The organism is Bradyrhizobium sp., from assembly GCF_050014615.1.
Classification (GTDB): Bacteria; Pseudomonadota; Alphaproteobacteria; order Rhizobiales; family Xanthobacteraceae; genus Bradyrhizobium.
In genome coordinates, this window is the sequence record NZ_JBEKCZ010000107.1 from 1 (window position 1) to 17,827 (window position 17,827).

A 17,827-nucleotide genomic window follows, 5' to 3' on the forward strand; every position below is an offset into this window, starting at 1 on the left:
GCGCCGGGCCGGTCATTCGCCGCGCGGGAGGTGATGGCCGCGATGCAGGGCATCCCGCCGTTGCAAACGATCAATATCGAGACCCGCGCCGTCCACGCCGCCGCGTTCTGGACACCGGCGCGCGGCATTGTCGCCCTGCGCGAGGACGTCGGCCGCCACAACGCACTCGACAAGCTGGCCGGCGCGCTGGCGCAGGACAACATTTCGGCGAGCGAGGGCATTGTGTTGCTGACCAGCCGGGTCTCGGTCGAGATGGTGCAAAAGACCGCGGCGATGGGCGCGCCTGTGATGGTTGCGGTTTCGGCGCCGACCGCGCTGGCGGTGCGGATGGCGGATGCATCAGGCATTACCCTCGCCGCCATCGCGCGCACCGACGGCTTCGAGATATTCACCCATCCCGACCGCATTAACTTCGGCGGTGCCGCCGATGGAGTCGTCCATGTCGCCTGACCGGCTGATCTATATGGCCAATCAAATCGGACATTTCTTCCAGAGCCAGGGCCACGACAAAGCGGTTCCCGGAATTGCCGACCACATCAAGAAATTCTGGGATCCGCGGATGCTCTCCGCGATCTTCGCCCATCTCGAAGCCGGTGGCGCGGGCCTCGATCCGGACGTCCGAGAAGCCATCGCGGCGCTCAAGGCCAAGAGCACCGAGGTGAAGAGCGCCGCGGCGCAGCCCTAGCGGAAGCTCGATGGCGGAGCCAGGACGGCTGCCAAAACGGCCGTAACCGATAAATTGCAAGGCAATACGCTAAGGAAACTTTACGAAATCACCGTCAATCTGGTGACCTGTTTTGACGATCGCCGAGCCGATCGCGGTCACGTCCAATGACGGGTGGTCATGATGGCTGTTGTTGAATCAAGGACCAAGGTACAGCGCGAACCGCGACGGCTGTTGCGCAAACGGCCGGCCTGGATGACGGTCGACGACGGGCTCACGAAACGCGAATGCTTTGTGCTGGACGTCTCGCCGGGCGGCGCCAGGATCGTGGCCGATGACGCGATGGATGTCAGGGACAATTTCGAATTGGCGCTGGTGCCCACGCATCCGAAGCGGGAGCGATGCGAAGTCGTTTGGCGTCGCGGCAAGACCTACGGCATAAAATTCCTGCCCTGAAGATTCTTGCCCTGAAGATTCTTGTCCCGAAGATTTTTGCCCCGATATCGCCCCACCTTCGCGTCGGCGCGCATTTCAAACCCCGCGTATTTCAAACCAAAGGCATCTGCTATCGATCCGAGGGCGGCCTCAGCCCGGCCTTTGAGATCACCGGCGCCGCTTCGGGCGAAGCCAGGAAACGCAGCAGCGCCGTGGCCGCCTCGGGCTGCCGGACCGTAACAGCGAGAGCGCCCGCGAATACAAACATCGGCTGGACCTCGGCCGGAATGGTGCCGACGAAGCTAATTCCGGGCACATGGATCAGCTCGGCGACCTGCTGGAAGCCGATCTCCGCCTCGCCACGCGCGACCACCGCGGCCACCGGCTCGCCGGACGGAGGTCCTCGTACCTTGCGGCTCTTGCCCGCGATCTGGTCCGCGACGCCGAGCCTGGAAAACAGGGTCGTCGACAAATAGGTGCCGCTGCCGCTGTCCGAATAGGCGATGGACTTTGCCGCCAGCAGCGTGTTCCGCAGCGCCTCGACACTGCTGATATCCGGCTTTTCGGCCCCGGCGCGCACCACCATGCCGATCAGCGAGCGGGCGAGCACGGTTTTGCTGTCGGCGCGCACCAACCCTCGCTTGCCCAGCTCATCGGCGGCCCCTCCATCCAGGATCACGACATCGGCGGCCTCGCCGCGCGCGAGGCGCGTGGGAATGGCCTCCGGAGAGTCACCCATCGATGGACCGCGCGTCGTGACCAGATGATGACCGCTCGCGCGCTCGAACGCCGGACCCAGTTCAGAATAGACTCCATAAAAACCGGACGAGATCATCACCTGCACATCGGCAGCGGCCGCCGTCCGCCCCGCCAGGATGGCGGCTACGCCCAACACGGACAACCATCGAACCAGTGACCTGGGTTTCACGAGGCTCCTCCTGCCCGGCTCAGGGGCGATATCGTATCGCTGCAAAAGAATATATTAGTCCAACTGCCTCGCTTGCGCGATCACTCCAGCTGGATGCGCACGCTTTTGGCTCCGTTGAGCAGCCGCCGCAGGTGAAAGCCGGCCAGTGCATCGCTGGCATACGACCCCACCAGCGCCGCAAATGCCGGCATCGCCGCGGCATCTCCGGCCTCGAGCTTGGCAAATGCCTCGGAATATTGCGCGGTCGCGGCCCCCTTGAAGGTCGCCTCCGGCAGCGGCTCATAAGCCCGCAGCGGCTCGCTGCGCCCGCGCAGCAGGAGATCGCCGACCGGCCTGCCGCGAAACTCCTTGGCACCATCGGCGACCGCGGCGCTGACGCAAATACGGGTACCGAGAAACTTGTTGGCGGCCTCAAGCCGCGCCGCCGTGTTGATGGTGTCGCCATAGGCGGTGTAGTCGAAGAAGCGGCTGCCGCCGAAATTGCCGACCAGAGCGGGGCCGGCATGAACGCCAATCCGGGTCATACCGAAATTCACGTCCTTGGCCCGCCAGCGCCCGCGAAACTCCTCGGCCCAGATATCGAGATCATGCGCGCAGGCAACCGCGCGAGTTACATAGTCCGGCTGGTCTCCCGGTGCATTGAAGAGAATTTGGATCGCGTCGCCGATGATCTTTGCGACCGTACCCTCATGCGCAAACACAACATCGGTCATGCCGCCGACATATTCGTTGAGCAGTGCACCCAGCACTTCAGGTGTCGCGGTTTCCACCAGCGACGTAAATCCGGCGATATCGGTAAAGATGGTCGCGACCTCGCGCCATTGCACCTCCATGCCGTTACTTTCGCTGACAGCAGCCAGCCGGGAGGCGATCTGCGGCGAAAAATACCGCGACAGTGACGCATGCGCGCGCTCGGCCTCAAGCTGGCGGCGGCTTGCCTCACGCATCGTCTCGACGTGACGGATGGTCTTGTCGATGGTCATTTCGAGATCGCCGAAATCGATCGGCTTGGTCAGAAAGTCGAAAGCGCCCCGGTTCATCGCGGTACGGATGTTGCTCATGTCGCCATAGGCGGAAACGATGATGGTCGATTTCCTGTCTTCGGCCTCCTGCAGCTTCTGCAGCAATGACAGGCCGTCCATCCGCGGCATGTTGATGTCGGAAACCACCATGTCGACCTGCGGATGGTCCGCGATCGATTGCAGTGCCTCGATGCCATCGTGGGCAAATACAAACGCCACTGCGCCGTCGCGAATTTGCTTGCGGAATTTCTGCAGCACCAGGGCCTCAAGATCGGGCTCGTCATCGACGACCAGGATGGTTGCGGTCATGCGGCCTGTCCAAGACGGATGTCGATCTCCTGACGCAACAGCGCGAAGTCGATCGGTTTGGTCAAAAGACCCACCGCGCCGCGTTCGATCGCCTTGCGGCGCGTTTCAGCGTCGCCATAGGCGGTAATCATGATGACGGGAACGTCGGGCCGTTCCGCGCGCACCCTGGGCAACATTTCGAGCCCGCTCATGCCGGGCATATTGATGTCGGACAGAATCAGGATCAGCGACGGGTCCTTGATATCGGCGGCCCGGAGCAGTGCATCGGGCGCCGAGGGGGCAAACTCCATGGTAAAGCGCCCGGATTTCAGGTCACGGCGGAATTGCTGGCGGAACAACGCTTCAACATCGGGCTCGTCATCGACGACGAGTATGTAAACGCTCAATTTATGCCTCCAGCCTGCGACTGCGCCGCGGTTCGCGGCAGCGTAATAATGAATTCGGTAAATGCGCCAGGCAGCGTATCGACGTCGATCTTGCCGCCATGTTGTTTCACCACGATGTCGTGGCTCATCGACAAGCCAAGCCCGGTGCCCTCGCCCGCCGGCTTGGTGGTGAAGAAGGGATTGAACATCTTCTCCTTCACCTCCAGCGGGATTCCGGTGCCGTTGTCGCGAATCCGGATTTCAACCTTGTTGCCGAGGTTTTTTGTGGTCGCGCGCAGCGTCGGTTCGAAAGCCTCGTCGCCCGCTTCCTTGCGTTTGGCGGCGGCATAGAAGCCGTTTGAAATCAGATTGAGAAACACCCGCGTGATCTCCTGCGGGTAGAGGTCGATCATGCCGGCCCCCGGATCGAAATCACGCTGCAGCGTGATGTTGAAGCCGGAACGCTCGGCCCGCGCGCCGTGATAGGCCAGATTCAGGCTCTCCTCGACGATCGCATTGATATCGGCGGGCCGGTGTTCGCCCGACCCTTCGCGCGAGTGCAGCAGCATGTTCTTCACGATCGAATCGGCGCGCTTGCCGTGCTGCACCACCTTTTCGAGATTGCCTTTCAGCATCTGCGTGAGTTCGTCGATCTCTTCCCGCACCTTGCCGTCGAGCGGCGCCGGCTTGAGTACATCGTTCAGCTCGTCGATCAACTCGGCCGACAACGCGGAGAAATTATTGACGAAGTTGAGCGGGTTCTTGATCTCATGGGCGATGCCGGCGGTGAGCTGGCCGAGCGAGGCCAGCTTCTCGGTCTGCACCAGGCGGTCCTGCGCGGTACGCAACTCATCGAGCGAGAGCGAAAGCTCCTTGGTGCGCTGCTGTACCTGTTCGAACAAACGTACGTTCTCGATGGCAATGACGGCCTGGTCGGCAAAGGTCTGGACCAGATCGATCTGGCGCTGGCTGAACGGTCCGGGCTCCGGCCTTCCAAGCAGCAGCACGCCTTCGACCGCGCCGTCGCGCATCAACGGCACCGCCAGCACCGACCTGTAGGCGCCGATTGTTGGAGCCTGACCAAAATTATACTCGGGGTCGAGTTGCACGTCGGCGACGTGGACCGGCTTGCCGTCCATGAAAACCCGGCCGGTGATGGTTTCACGACCGGGCCTGATCGGGTTGGCCTGCATGAAATCGACAAAGGCCGGCGTACATCCGGACTCGGCCTGCAGCCGCATCACCTCGCCTTCGCGCAGGCAGATGATCCCCAGCGATGCGCCGCACAACGACTTTGCGGAATCGGTCAGCGTGGTGAGCACCGATTTCAGATCGAACGCCGAGCGGCTGATGACTTTCAGCACATCGGCGGTCGCGGTCTGCTGCTGCAGGGATTCGCTGAGATCGTCGGTGCGCTCGCGCAATTCGTTGAGCAGGCGGGCGTTCTCGATCGCGATCACCGCCTGACTGGCGAAGCTCGTCACCAGATCAATCTGCTTGTCGGTAAAGGGCCGCACTTCCTGGCGGTAGATGTTGATCGTACCGACCAGTTCATCTTCCTTGAGCATCGGCACCGCCAGCATCGTCCGTACGCCGGCAAGCTCAACGCCGGCGACGATCTGGGGGTCGCGGGCGAGATAACCCGGCAGCGCCCTCAAGTCATCGACTTGTGCTGCCTGCTTCGTTATGGCGACGCGACCGAGCGCCATGTCCGGCGCTGGAATAATTGGCACTCCCATACGAGCCTTGACATAGGCCGGCGGCGCGTTGTGCACCGCTACCGCGTGAAATGCACCGTCCTTGTAAATGAACAGGTTGCCGAACTTGGCGCCGCAGATGCGGGTGGCGTTGGCCAGCACCGCTTCGAACACCGGTTCAAGCTCGCCCGGCGACGAACTGATAACCCGCAACACCTCCGACGTCGCAATCTGTTGCTGCAGGGATTCGCTGAGATCGTCGGTGCGCTCGCGCAATTCGCTGAGCAGGCGGGCATTCTCGATGGCGATCACCGCCTGACTGGCGAAGCTCGTCACCAGATCGATCTGCTTGTCGGAAAACGAATGAACGGTCTGCCGAAAAATCGCGATCACGCCGCCAAGGCTGTCCTCCTTCAGCATCGGCACCAGCAGGAGGGTCCGGGCGCCGCCGAGTTGAGCCAGTTCCACGATCGGCGGGAAACCCGCCAGATAGTCTGGTTCTTGCGTGACATCCGCGACGTGAACGAGCCGCCGGGTCAGAGCGAGTCGCCCCAAGGGGTCGGAGGGCGGCGGATAGATCACCGGATTGCGTAAAAAGGTTTCCGCAAAGGCCGGCGGCAGGTTGAACGTCGAGGTACAACGGTAACCTTCATTTTCGTAAAGCAGCAACAGGCCGAACTGGGCGTCACAGATCGTGGTCGCGCTGGCCAGGATAGTATGGAACACAGGATCAAGTTCACCGGGCGAGCGGCTGATGACCTGCAACACCTCGGAGGTCGCGGTCTGGTGCTGCAATGTTTCGGTCAGTTCCGAGGTCCGCTGCTCGACCTTGTTCTCCAGGTCGGCATAGGATTCCTGCAGGCGGGCGCCCATGTCGTTGAACTGGTTGGCGAGGCCTTCGAGTTCGTCGCCGGTCCTGATCGAGATGCGCTGGGCGAAATCGCCGGCGCCGATGCGCTCGGCGCCGGCGCGCAATGCCTGGATCGGGCCGACCATGCGCCGGGCCAGGAATATTCCTGCCAGCACCGCGAAAATCGACGCCGCCGCCAGCACGATGGCAAGGCGCTGCAACGCGGCGTAGAGCGAGGCGTAAGCCTCCTCCACCGGCAATTCGACGAACATCGTCCAGCCCAGCGGCGCGATCGGCGCGGATGCCGTCAGGACCTTCTGGCCCTGGATATTTTCGGTGCCTTCCAGCGCCTCGGGATCGGTCCCGGCGTGTCCGGCTTGCGCGGCCTGCACCTGCATCAGTCTGGACATATCGGTATTGCGCAGCACCAGGCTGATATCCGGATGGGCGATCAGGCGCCCCTGCGCGCCGACAACGTAGGCATGGCCGTGTTCGCCGACCTTGATCTGCGACACCACGTCCCAGATCAGCTTGAGGTTGACCTCGGCAATGCTGACGCCGGCATCCTTGCGGGTGCCGGCCAGTGACAGCGTCATGTAGGGTTCGGATTCCCGGCGGAAATACACCGGCCCATAATAGACCTTGTGAGCGACCGCTTCGGTGAATTTGGGGTCCTGCGAGAGGTCGAGCCCGCTGTCCACGACGTCCATCGCGAGCCGTGATACCCGCAACCGTTCCTTGCCGGTCGAATCGACCTGCGCCAGTTCGGTGATGGCCGGCACCTGCCGCAACAGCCGCAACGCATCAAAGCGGCGCTGTTCGATCGAGCCCGCCGACCATGGCAACTGGGTGGTCCAGCCAAGCTGGCTTTCAATTTCCTTGATGAACTGGCCGATTTTCGCCGCCGCCGCCTCGGCCTGCTCGTGCTGAATCCGTATCAGCGCCGCCTTGTGCTCGCGATAATAGAAAAAAACCTCGAAAATTCCGTTGGATAGCAGCGCGGCGGCCACCACCGCGACGAACAGCGCGACGTATTTGGTAAACAGCCGGCTGCGGATTTTGGTGCCGGATGAGCTGGGCTGCACAGCCGCTCCCGCCGCCGGCGTGGCGGCTGCCAGCGCCCGGTCCTGCGGTGCGTCGGGGTGGAGGGAAATGCTCATCCAGTGCTGTTTAGCAAGAACACCAGGGTCTTGTCTCTTGCCGCAGTGCGAGATGACCTGATTTCCGTCCTGAATTCATGCCGCTGGATCGACGCTCGCACCTGGCAATCCCGAAACGGTGGCCGCCTCGAACCGTCCGGCGAGGGCCGCTCTGAAAAGGCCGGTTCATCGAGCCACGGCCGGTCAGACCGCGCTTGATGGATCCTCCCGCTCGATCTCGGGTTTTTCACGCAAAACGGCGTTCAACAGCGAATTGTGAACCTCTATCTTTCCGTTGTAGCTGATCAGTCCAAGTTTGCGGAATTTGTTCATGAAGTAGCTCACGCGGGATCGGGTCGTCCCGATCATCTCAGCCAATGTCTCCTGACTGACGTCCAATAGAATAGGCTGAGGTCTGCCTTCCTTGCCGAAATGCGCGAGCAGAAGCAGCAGGCGCGCCAGCCGTTTCTCGCTCGAATTAAACAGCTGATCGATCAAGTCCTCTTCGATCCGGCTGTTGCGTGTCAGGAGATACGCCATAAACAGCTTGGAAAATTTCGGTTCGCTATGAAGCGCGGCGATCATCGCCTGTTTGGTTATTGAGGTGACCACAGAGGCCTCCATCGCGGTTGTGGTCGCGATGCGCAATGGATGGCCGTTAAGGCACCCCTCGCCGAAGAACTGGCCCGGTTCCAGAATCCCGACGACCGCTTCCCTGCCCTGCCCCGATAGGACAGTAAGCTTGACGCTACCCTTTTGAAGGTAAAAAACCGCGTCTGCCACATCTCCTTGCTTGAAGATGGGCTGATTTTTCTCAAACTTCAAAATCGTCTTGCCAGCCCCAACCCTGGAGAGAAAGGCTTGGGGGTCGAACCCGTCACTGGCGAGCTTCCCCACGGAAGCCTCCTGTGCTCCGATGAACCTGCTTTGCTCGGGTGAACCTGCGCGCCACGCATTATAGCGGTTTCAACGCCGGCAATGAAGCACTACTTGAGGTAGTCGGGGCATTTGAACGGCATGAGGGAGCCCCATAGCGAATACGGGACTCCCCCGTAAGGCCAGACGAGGGACTGGCGGCGATTTGGCTCGTCCGGCTGGCACTCCTGGCCGTCTCTCAGTGCACTCGCTGATGGCGCAATCGCAGGTCCCTCTCTCCCTCGTTGCGCCTACCGACCGCCACAGCCATCTTCGATCGCCAGGCCGGAAAAGTCTGTCCGATTTTGACCATCCGACGCCAAATTATGTAGGGCGATTTGCGACCACGGACGTAAGGGACGCGACGTCAATTTGGACGTGAAACCGGCGAGGTTCGATTTTTTCAGAATCTGATCAATATTGACCAGCGACTCCGGCAACCGTGATAGCATGCTGGTGCGATCACGATCCTCTTCGTCATCTACCGGCGACTGAGAGTTTCTCGCTCCCGCCTGGCATATAAAGGTGGAATACAATGACCGATTACCTGGCTGCGATCCCGCTGCTCGCAATCGAGCGACTCCGCTGCCCGAAATGCCAAACACGTCTGGCGCTCGCGCATATCTTGCCGGGTCCGACAGGATTTGAACTTCGCGCGTTCGACTGCGCCAGATGCGACTACGTCGAAAAAATTGCGATTGCGTCAGATCCAGCGAAATCCGGAGATGTCGCCTGGCTCGTTGGCGAATTGCAGTCGCCGACCTAGCCGATGCCGCCATTGGACCATAGCGCGAAGCCCGGATCGAAATCTCTCGATCACGCTCTTTGGCTGGTCGCGGCATTGATCGTGATCGCAATCATCATCGTTGCCCGATATTGATCCGGCCACCGCCATTGGGCCGCTCCCTCACCGAGACAGCCCTGTCTCTTTGAGCCGCGTCCTTTTTCATGATCGCGACATATCGCTCGGTCTGATTGGCTATCATCTTCCAGCTTCGCGCAAGGCTGGTCAGGATCGTAGCCTCGGCTCCGCTCTGTGCCAGCAGCATCAGGCGATGACATTCCTCGGCCTGCGTCCGGCAACGGACGGCTTGGTTTATTTCCCGCCGGGGGTCAAAACAGGTCAACGGAGACCTGCAGGATACACCAGACCAAAAACAGCCACAGCAGGAAGCTGGTCGCGATTGCCCCAATCCACGGCACCGTGGGCGAGTAGCGGACGGACGGCAGTAGCTGCTTTGACTGGGGCATGGTGTACCCTCCGATCAAAGGCGGGAGCACAACACTCTCTGTCACCGTATTAGCGCCTGTGGTTGGGCGGTGATGACAGCGATGCAATCACATGATTCGATGGTTGTATGTATCATATTATACACGTCATCGAATTAAATGATCGCGGAAACCCTATGGCAACTGCGTCCCAAGCTAGCTTCCGTCGCCCATCGATCAGTCAACTCGTTCGAGCCGCTTTCGATCGCCTTGCGTCTGGTCTCGGGATCGCCATAGGCGGTAATCATGATGACGGGAACGTTCTCGGCAAAACAATGGTGAATTCGGTGAACTGGCCGGGCACCGTCGCGACGTCGATACTGCCACCGTGCTGCTTCACGATGATGTCGTGGCTCATCGAAAGGCCGAGCCCGGTGCCCTCGCCGGCCGGCTTGGTCGTGAAGAACGGATTGAAAATCTTTTCCCTCACGTCGGCAGGAATGCCGGTACCGTTGTCGCGAATGCGGATTTCAATGGAGTGGCCGATATTCCTCGTTGTGGCGGTGAGTACCGGCTCGAAACCGGAATCAGGGGTCTCCGACTTGCGCTTGGCCGCGGCGTAAAACCCGTTGGTGATCAGATTGAGGAATACGCGGGTGATTTCCTGTGGAAACGCATCGATCGCGGCGACGCCAGCGTCGAAGTCCCGTTGCAGCGTAATATTGAACCCCGGCTTCTCGGCGCGTGCACCATGATAGGCGAGATTAAGGCTCTCATCCAGAATCGCGTTGATATCGGTAGACCGGTGCTCGCCGGAGCCCTCGCGCGAATGCAGCAGCATATTCTTGACGATCGAATCCGCCCGCTTGCCGTGCTGCACCACCTTTTCGAGATTGCCCTTCAACATCTGCGTGAGATCGTCGATCTCTTCCCTCACCTTGCCGTCGAGCGCGGCCGGCTTCAGCACCTGGTTCAGCTCGTCGACCAATTCGGCCGACAGCGCGGAGAAATTATTGACGAAATTCAGCGGGTTCTTGATCTCGTGGGCGATGCCGGCGGTGAGCTGACCGAGTGAAGCCAGCTTCTCGGTCTGCACCAGGCGATCCTGCGCGGTACGCAATTCGTCGAGCGACGCCGCGAGTTCCCTGGTACGTGCCTGCACCTCGTCGAACAGCCGGGCATTTTCGATGGCGATCACGGCCTGGTCGGCGAAGGTGCGCAAAAGCTCGATCTGGCTGGGTGGAAACGGACCGGTTTGCGCACGCCCGATAACCATCACGCCGAGAACGGCATCGTCACGCATCATCGGGACCGCCAGCGTGGAGCGAATTTTGCCGATGCTCGAATCCGAGCTGCTGGCGTTTCGGATCATCTCCCTGACCCTGGGATCCAGCTCCGGATCTTCGAAAAAGTCGGGGATGCTGTGCACTTCGCCGGTCAGGATCACGCGTTCCGCGGCCGTGCCGCGGCCTGCGCGGATCGGGCGCCCCTTGAAGACGAGGCTCGCCTCCGCAACGCCCACGCCGGCGATCGCCTTGCACTCAAAGGCCTCATCGCCCCGCAGATAGAGCAGGCCCACGCCGGCGCCGCAGAGCTTGTAGGCCGACTCGACCAACGTATCGAGCACGGTCTGCAGATCGAAAACCGAACGGCTGATGACCTTGAGCACATCGGCGGTCGCGGTCTGCCGCTCCAGTGCCTCCCGGGTCTCGTTGATCAGCCGGGCGTTCTCGGTTGCGATTCCGGCCTGGTCGGCAAAGCTCTGCAGCAGCGCGAGCTCATCCTCGGTGAAAGGCACCGGGCGGTCGCGGTGCACGATCAGCGCACCGATGGCCTGTCCCTTGCTCCGAAGCGGCGTGCCGGACATGGTTCGGGTGCCGGCTGCCCGCGCCGGAGCCAGCCCCGGCCACCGGGCATTGGCCAAGGGATCATCGGCGTCGGAAACATGGACCTGGCGGTTTTCGAGATAGACCGCGCCAGGCATGTACTGCGGCATGATCGCGACATGCGCCATCGGCAGCGCGGTGGCGATCCGCTCCGAGCCGGCGCCGACGCGGATGGTTCGGCCCCAGTGCTCGCCGTCGGCGATCAGCAGCGAGACGCTCGATGCGCGAAACAGCCGCTCGGCGATCTCGGCGATCCGGCGCAGCGTCTGGTCGGCATCGCCCGGCGACGCACTGATGAGCCGCATCACCTCGGCGCTGGCGGCCTGGCGATCCCGGGCGGCGCCAAGCTCGCTTTTCAGCCGCGCATTCTCGAATTCGGAATGGTTCGCCTTGGGACTACTCGACTTCGGACTGCTCGATTTGGGCGGCCCGGATTTGGGCGCGATGGAATTCGTCTTGCCAGACTTAGTCTTGCCAGACTTGGTGCTGGCGGGTCTGGCCTTGCGGACGGGCTTCTTGCGCTTGGTCGCCGTGGCGCGCGTCTTTGCTTTTTGGCCGCGCTTGGCCATTTTTCCGCCCCCCGGGAAGACTGCTGCAAAACTTTAGCTAATCCGGACAGGGGCGTACAGGCCGCGCGCCGGTCAATTCCGATGCCGGTCGGGGTGGGCTAATCGCGATGGATCAGTTTCGATATGTTCCCGATGTCGATCTGGTGCCGCACGGCCTGGCTCAATTCGAGCGCATCGAGCGCCTTGATGGTTTCGCGGACCAGATAACTGCCGCCTTCGGCGTCGAACGGGAAATCGCTTGCGAACACCACTCTGTCGGCACCGAAATAGTCGAGACCGCAGCGGGTGGCGCCCACGGCGCCCGACAGCGCCGTATCGGCGAAGAACATCCGGAAATATTCCTCGGCTGGCCGCTGCAGAGGACCGGGCAGCAGATCGGCATCGGCCGGCGGCGTACGCGATCCCATCTCGAGCCCCCAGCCCTGCGCGATCCGGCCGGCGAAATAGGGAATCATCGCCCCCATGTGATGGGTAATGATCTTCAGATCCGGATGGCGGTCGAACAGTCCGGAAAACACCAGCCTCGACATCGCGACGCTGCTGTCATAGGGCCAGCCGAAACACCACCAGATCTCGTAGCGCGACTTGGTTTCGCTGGGATAGTCCGGCGTCGGGCCGCGCACCGGATGCAGCCAGATCGCCAGTTGGCGCCGGGCGATTTCGTCGAACACCGGCGCAAAACGCGGATGATCGAGCGGCAACCCGCGCACATGGGTGCAGAGCTGGAAACCGGCTGCGCCCATCCGGTCGGCCCGGCTGATCTCGGCAATCGCCGCATCGACATCGTGCAGCGACAGCGCGGCGGCGAAGGCCGGAAAACGGTCGGGGTGCAGCGCCACCAACTCGGCGAGACCGTCGTTCATCAGCCTCATCAGGTCGACCGCGAGCGTCCCGTCGGCCAGATCCTCGATCGGCGGCATCGACGGTGTCAGCAATTGTCGATAGCCGGCAAAGCCGTCCATCAGCCGGAACCGGTGGTCGAGATCGTAGAGCGGCTTCAGTTCCAGCCATCGCCGCAACGGACCCGCCGCCGACGCCATGGTCTGCAGCCGGGCGAAATAGGCTTTTGGAAATATGTGGGTCCAGGCGTCGATACGATCGGACAAAGGACATGACTCCGCTTGAGGGGATGAATGGGGTGACGTCTCGAGGGATTTTCCTCAACGTCCCTATAGCGAAAAGGCAGCAACGGCGCCAACCCCGCGCACGCAGCCAAGCACCGCAACACCCCGCTGACGCCGAACGCGGCAAGACATGGCGGCCACCGAAGAATGATTCATCGCCGACGATGCGTTCCGCGTTGGTTCAGTTCGGCATCGATCTCGACCGCGCCAGCGACGTCGACGGCAGATCTCCGAATGCTTCGCGATATTCCCGTGAAAAATGCCCGAGATTTGAAAAGCCGCATTGCAGGGCGACAGCCGCGACGGTGGCGTTTCCCTTCGAGGCGACAAGCAACTCCTTCGCATGTTGCAGCCGAACCATCTTGGCAAAAGCCATCGGCGAGTAGCCGCGGCCGCGCTGGAATGCCCTGAAAATCGCGCGGGCACTTGTGCCCGTGATCTCAACCAGATCGTCGATGCTGATCGCCCGATTCCAGTTCGCTTCGATATAATTTTCCACGCGCCTAACCTGCCAGGGCGAGTCCTCCCTGGAGTCCCGTTCCAGTGAACCGCTGAACGCATGACGGCTCGCGAACAGGAAAGTGGTTACGATGGCCTGCTCCAGCTCCTGCAGCACCAGCGGGGGTAACTCTTCGGCGTCCGAATTCAGTTGTTGAGCAAAAAATCCAACCAGCTGACACAGCCCCTTCGAGCGCGGATGATCCAGGTTTAGAACCGGTCGGAACTGAAAGTCCCCGTTGGGCCTTGCGCCGAGGATGGAAGTCAGTTTCTTCCTGAGGGCCGTTGTCTTGATCCGCAGGTTCAGCCATTCGTGGTTTTCGCCGCACCGTACCCGCGTCGCGCGCCCGGGCGAGGTGACGCAGGATTGGTGTTGATTGATCTCGATGGTCTCGCGGCCAATTGTCGTGACGCCTCGTCCCGTCAGCGGAATCGACAAGCGGGCAAAGTCGAACTCCGGATAATCCGCGGCTACGGACGAGTTACTCGCTGCCGACAATAATGCGATGTCCTGAAGCTCGACAAATCTTCCGTGCGCCTCGAAAGCATCGGGTCCGGATATCTCCGAACGCGTCGCGCCGAACCTTGGCAGAGCCGCATTCTTGAACTTTTCAATATCCGAGGTGCGAAAAACCGCAGAACGATTCAGAGGATTGGCTGGCTGTAAGAAAGGCATGATTGATCCGCAAAGGCTGCACCCGTCCGATCCGGGAGAAAATTGATTCGTCAATCATCCAATGTACCGCAATTTTACCGGCAACAGCCTGTTTTTGCGGGCCGACTGATCGCGGTCATCCGCGACAGACTATTCGGGACGCCGTGAATAGAAATGGCCCGCATCATTTCAACCGGAGATCGCGCCCAAGCCATACCCGACGTCACTCCGTCGAACGGCTTGCCTTCTCCCTCATGCGATAGAACTGCAGCGCGGTCTTGGCGGTCTTCGGTTGAAGCCGGGAGAAGCTGGTAAAACACTGATCGAGTTGCTGCCGGGAGCTGCCGTTAACTCCGGCGTGCAACAGCAGAAGAGTCAATGTTGTCTCCCACGAAATATCGATGGCCCTTGCCAGCACCAGGACTTGTTCGGTCTGGTGCTGCACGAAAGCTCGTTCCACCAGCCCGACCGGAAGATCGCACATCAGTGACAGCGCAGCCGCCACCTTGTCGAAGCTTCCTTCCCTGGCGAACGCCAGCAATTGTGCTTCGCCCAGTTTCCCGGCGGCATTAAGCGCGCTCACAACGGACATCGCCCGCGCGAAATCGCCGGAGCCGATCCGCGCTTTGGTCTGTATCTGGTCGGACGCCTTGACAACCATGGACTTGATCAGCTCGGCTCGTCGAGGGTCCGCCTGTGAAAGCTGACCCTTCACGACTTCCGAGGCGTCCACGAACAGCTTGACGAGGTTCTGACGGGGAATGTCGGGGCGTGACCAGACGCATAGCGCAAGCGCCCCGTCGTCGCGCGCCTTCCTGACCAGTGAGGAAATGCCGAATTCCGAGAATCGCGCGCCGCCGTTTCTGGCGGTACTGGAAACAACGGCCCGGTTTCCGCGGTCCACCAGAACGTCCGTCACCACCTCAGCCAGGACCTTGCGGCCGGAGATCGCCAGCAGGTGATCCTGGCTCTGGGTGCTGGCATTCTCAACCAGGGTATTTTGGTCAAGTCGCTCACAATGCGCAAGCACCGGTCCGGCGACCTCGATCGCGGCATCGAATGCCAGGACACGAACGACTTTGGGTGGCGCGTCGGTAAGTCTGGCCAGGCGGCTTCCGAACTGCGCGCGAGCCGCGTGCTCGATGTTTTCGAGCAGCGCCCCCATCACGCGATCGAACAGTTCAACCTGATCTTCGGAGAATTTGCCCGATCCGAGAACAAAGAGGTCGGTCACCCTCTTCAGGATCTCGGCACGGCGCGAGATATCCTTGCTGGCCAACGCACTCTCGAGTTCGTCAATCAGATTATCTTGCAGATTACTTTGCAGATCATTTTGCAAGTTCATGTTTCGCCTCCAAAACCGCCGATCACAATTGTCGAGGTGACGTCTTGCGGCTACGCCACCCTTGTTCTCGCCAACGGCGTATTATTCAGGTCGAGCTGAGAGATTGGAACGGGCCGACCGATGAGATATCCCTGAGCAAGGTCGACGCCCGCCTCACGCATGTATGCGAGTTGTTCCTCGGTCTCGATCCCCTCGGCGGTCGTTATGGTGCCGAGCCCCTGGGCCAATGCCAGCACCGAGGACACCACCGCCGCGCATTCGCGGCGATTGAGAGCGCCTTGGGTGAAGCTCTTGTCGATCTTGATCTTGTCGAACGGAAAATTGGTCAGATAGGTCATCGAAGAATAGCCGGTACCGAAATCGTCGAGCGCCAGCGATATTCCGAGATTCTTCAACTGGCGTATGGTCGCTAAATGCGCTTCTTGACTCTTAAGCAGCGAGGTTTCGGTGATTTCCAGCTCCAGCCGTTCCGGCGCAAGGCCGGTCTCTACCAGCGTGCACAAGATGACGTCAAAGAGGTTTCCCTTGTTGAATTGAACCGCCGAAATATTGACTGCGATCTTGAGATGCGCAGGCCACGAAGCGGCATCCGCACAAGCTTGCTGTAGAACCCAATCCCCAAGGGGCACGATCAAGCCCGTCGATTCCGCGAGCGGAATAAACCGGTCGGGTGGAATGAGACCTTTGGTCGGGTGCCGCCATCGAACCAGCGCCTCGACGCCGCAGAGCAGTCGCGTGTTGAGATCCATCACGGGCTGGTAATGCAGCTCGAATTCCTCCCGCGCGATGGCGTCCCGCAGTTCGCCTTCCGCCGACTGCTGCGTATGAGCAACCTCCAGCATTGTCGTGTGGTAGATGCTGAAATCATTTCTGCCATTGGCTTTGGCATGGTAGAGTGCGAGATCGGCGCTCTTCATGAGCTGCTCAGGCTCGACGCCATGTTCCGGAGCCAGCGCAATCCCGATGCTGGTGCCGACGCCGGCGATCTGACCGTCGAGATCGAACGGCTGCGAGATGGCGCTGATGATCCGAAGCGCGAGCGCGATCGCCCCTTCGTGTTGACTGGTTCCGCCCTCCTGGATGATCGCGAACTCGTCGCCGCCGAGCCGCGCCAGCACGTCGGTTTCGCGAAGTGTGGATTGCAGGCGCCGTCCGACCTCGACCAGCAATTGATCGCCGGCGGGATGTCCCAGCGTGTCGTTGACGGCCTTGAACTTGTCGAGGTCGAGCATCATGACGGTGACGGCGCCACCGCCGCGCTTCAGTCGCTTGCTCGCTTCCTCAAGCTTGGCATTGAACTCCGCGCGGTTGGCCAGTCCCGTCAGCGCATCGTGTCGCGCCAGATGAACGATCTCGGCCTCCGCGCGCCGGCGCTCGGTAATGTCTTCATGCGTCGCCACCCAGCCGCCATCCGCCATCGGCTGCCGGGAGATCAGCATCAGACGGCCATCCGAAAATTCCTCAACGCGACTTGAATCGATCGGCATCTGGTCCATGGCCACGATCTTGTTGTCGATCGCGGCCCGGTCCGTATCGCCCTTGAGAACGCCACGCGCGACAAGGTCGGCCGTGATTGCATTCACATGAGTGCCAGCCTGCAACAGTTTCTGCGGCAACCGATAGATCTCCGCATAACGCTGATTCCAGACCACGAGCCGCCGGTCCCGGTCGTACATGCTGATGGCCTGCGACATGTTGCTCAGGGCGGCGGCAAAGCGGGTATTTATTACCTCAAGTTCAGCGGCCTTGTCCGCCAGCAGCTTCTCGCCGCGCTTTTCCGCCGTAACATCCTCATGCGTGGTCAGCCACCCGCCATTGGCCATCGGTTGGCGTTTGATCGAGACGACCCGCCCGTCTGCAAGCTCGTGGATCTCGCTTGCCAGCTTTACGTTGACACTGACATAGGCATCTGGATCTGTCGCAAAGTGGGTGCCATTCTCGCGACGAAAATCAAGAATTTGCTTCAGCGTCGTACCGGGCTTTACCTGATCCTCGGCAAGGCGATATATTTCGGCATACCGAGCATTGGCAATGACAACCTGCTGTTCCGGGTCAAACAGGCAAAGACCCTGCGACATGTTCCTTAGAGCCGCGTTGAATCGCGCATTGATGAGTTCGAGTTCAGCAGCCTTTTCCGCGACCAATTTCTCCTGAAGTCTCTGTGTCGTGACGTCTTCATGCACCGCGACCCATCCGCCGCCCGCTATCGCCGTATTG

At 61.0% G+C, this 17,827-nt stretch carries 15 protein-coding genes; 4 read left to right on the top strand and 11 right to left on the bottom strand.

Annotation, left to right across the window (positions count from 1 at the left end; all coding sequences use genetic code 11):
• From ABR948_RS17730 to ABR948_RS17740, 3 genes are all read left to right on the top strand, one after another.
• Positions 1-450, top strand: a 450-nt coding sequence (locus ABR948_RS17730; RefSeq protein ID WP_428120194.1) for a formate dehydrogenase accessory sulfurtransferase FdhD, incomplete at its 5' end; no start/stop codon positions are given.
• Positions 440-685, top strand: coding sequence for a formate dehydrogenase subunit delta (locus ABR948_RS17735; protein WP_428120196.1), 246 nt, complete (start codon positions 440-442; stop codon positions 683-685). The genes ABR948_RS17730 and ABR948_RS17735, both read left to right, overlap by 11 nt.
• 162 nt (positions 686-847) lie before the next feature.
• A complete protein-coding gene (locus tag ABR948_RS17740; protein ID WP_428120198.1) occupies positions 848-1,120 on the top strand; it encodes a PilZ domain-containing protein in 273 nt (90 codons plus the stop codon).
• 109 nt (positions 1,121-1,229) lie between these two features.
• Here ABR948_RS17740 and ABR948_RS17745 read toward each other — a convergent pair whose 3' ends face one another.
• The 5 genes from ABR948_RS17745 to ABR948_RS17765 form a co-directional block, all read right to left on the bottom strand.
• A complete protein-coding gene (locus ABR948_RS17745; RefSeq protein ID WP_428120200.1) occupies positions 1,230-2,027 on the bottom strand; it encodes a substrate-binding domain-containing protein in 798 nt (265 codons plus the stop codon).
• A gap of 80 nt (positions 2,028-2,107) precedes the next feature.
• The gene (locus tag ABR948_RS17750; protein WP_428120202.1) at positions 2,108-3,358 is read right to left on the bottom strand and encodes an adenylate/guanylate cyclase domain-containing protein; all 1,251 of its coding nucleotides are present in this window, start codon (positions 3,356-3,358) and stop codon (positions 2,108-2,110) included.
• Positions 3,355-3,744, bottom strand: coding sequence for a response regulator (locus ABR948_RS17755; protein WP_428120204.1), 390 nt, complete (start codon positions 3,742-3,744; stop codon positions 3,355-3,357). The genes ABR948_RS17750 and ABR948_RS17755 overlap by 4 nt, the downstream gene beginning before the upstream one ends.
• Positions 3,741-7,430, bottom strand: a complete 3,690-nt coding sequence (locus ABR948_RS17760; protein WP_428120206.1) for a GAF domain-containing protein — start codon at positions 7,428-7,430, stop codon at positions 3,741-3,743. Before ABR948_RS17760 ends, ABR948_RS17755 begins: the two co-directional genes overlap by 4 nt.
• Positions 7,431-7,613: 183 nt before the next feature.
• Positions 7,614-8,306: a Crp/Fnr family transcriptional regulator gene (locus ABR948_RS17765; protein ID WP_428120208.1), complete on the bottom strand. Its 693-nt coding sequence runs from the start codon at positions 8,304-8,306 to the stop codon at positions 7,614-7,616.
• Between the two features lie 553 nt (positions 8,307-8,859).
• Here ABR948_RS17765 and ABR948_RS17770 point away from each other — a divergent pair.
• On the top strand, positions 8,860-9,090 hold the full coding sequence (locus tag ABR948_RS17770) for a response regulator (RefSeq protein ID WP_428120210.1): 231 nt from the start codon (positions 8,860-8,862) through the stop codon (positions 9,088-9,090).
• Between the two features lie 94 nt (positions 9,091-9,184).
• Here the strand turns inward: ABR948_RS17770 and ABR948_RS17775 are convergent, their stop codons facing one another.
• From ABR948_RS17775 to ABR948_RS17800, 6 genes are all read right to left on the bottom strand, one after another.
• Positions 9,185-9,373, bottom strand: coding sequence for a hypothetical protein (locus tag ABR948_RS17775; RefSeq protein ID WP_428120212.1), 189 nt, complete (start codon positions 9,371-9,373; stop codon positions 9,185-9,187).
• Positions 9,374-9,837: 464 nt separating this feature from the next.
• Positions 9,838-11,988 carry a GAF domain-containing protein gene (locus ABR948_RS17780; protein ID WP_428120215.1) on the bottom strand — a complete coding sequence of 717 codons (2,151 nt, stop codon included), beginning with the start codon at positions 11,986-11,988 and terminating at the stop codon, positions 9,838-9,840.
• A 98-nt stretch (positions 11,989-12,086) separates the two neighbouring features.
• Positions 12,087-13,094 (bottom strand): amidohydrolase family protein, encoded by a 1,008-nt coding sequence (locus ABR948_RS17785; protein WP_428120217.1) that lies wholly within the window; start codon positions 13,092-13,094, stop codon positions 12,087-12,089.
• Positions 13,095-13,293: 199 nt separating this feature from the next.
• On the bottom strand, positions 13,294-14,286 hold the full coding sequence (locus tag ABR948_RS17790) for an AraC family transcriptional regulator (protein ID WP_428120219.1): 993 nt from the start codon (positions 14,284-14,286) through the stop codon (positions 13,294-13,296).
• A gap of 202 nt (positions 14,287-14,488) precedes the next feature.
• Positions 14,489-15,604 (bottom strand): DUF2336 domain-containing protein, encoded by a 1,116-nt coding sequence (locus ABR948_RS17795; protein ID WP_428120221.1) that lies wholly within the window; start codon positions 15,602-15,604, stop codon positions 14,489-14,491.
• Positions 15,605-15,660: 56 nt separating this feature from the next.
• The coding region (locus ABR948_RS17800; RefSeq protein ID WP_428120223.1) for an EAL domain-containing protein at positions 15,661-17,827 on the bottom strand (2,167 nt) is incomplete at its 5' end.

Coding starts and splice junctions, on each gene's coding strand:
- ABR948_RS17735 (WP_428120196.1), top strand. CDS start 440: ATGTCGCCTGACCGGCTGATCTATATGGCCAATCAAATCGGACATTTC.
- ABR948_RS17740 (WP_428120198.1), top strand. CDS start 848: ATGGCTGTTGTTGAATCAAGGACCAAGGTACAGCGCGAACCGCGACGG.
- ABR948_RS17750 (WP_428120202.1), bottom strand. CDS start 3,358: ATGACCGCAACCATCCTGGTCGTCGATGACGAGCCCGATCTTGAGGCC.
- ABR948_RS17760 (WP_428120206.1), bottom strand. CDS start 7,430: ATGAGCATTTCCCTCCACCCCGACGCACCGCAGGACCGGGCGCTGGCA.
- ABR948_RS17770 (WP_428120210.1), top strand. CDS start 8,860: ATGACCGATTACCTGGCTGCGATCCCGCTGCTCGCAATCGAGCGACTC.
- ABR948_RS17775 (WP_428120212.1), bottom strand. CDS start 9,373: ATGCTGCTGGCACAGAGCGGAGCCGAGGCTACGATCCTGACCAGCCTT.
- ABR948_RS17780 (WP_428120215.1), bottom strand. CDS start 11,988: ATGGCCAAGCGCGGCCAAAAAGCAAAGACGCGCGCCACGGCGACCAAG.
- ABR948_RS17790 (WP_428120219.1), bottom strand. CDS start 14,286: ATGCCTTTCTTACAGCCAGCCAATCCTCTGAATCGTTCTGCGGTTTTT.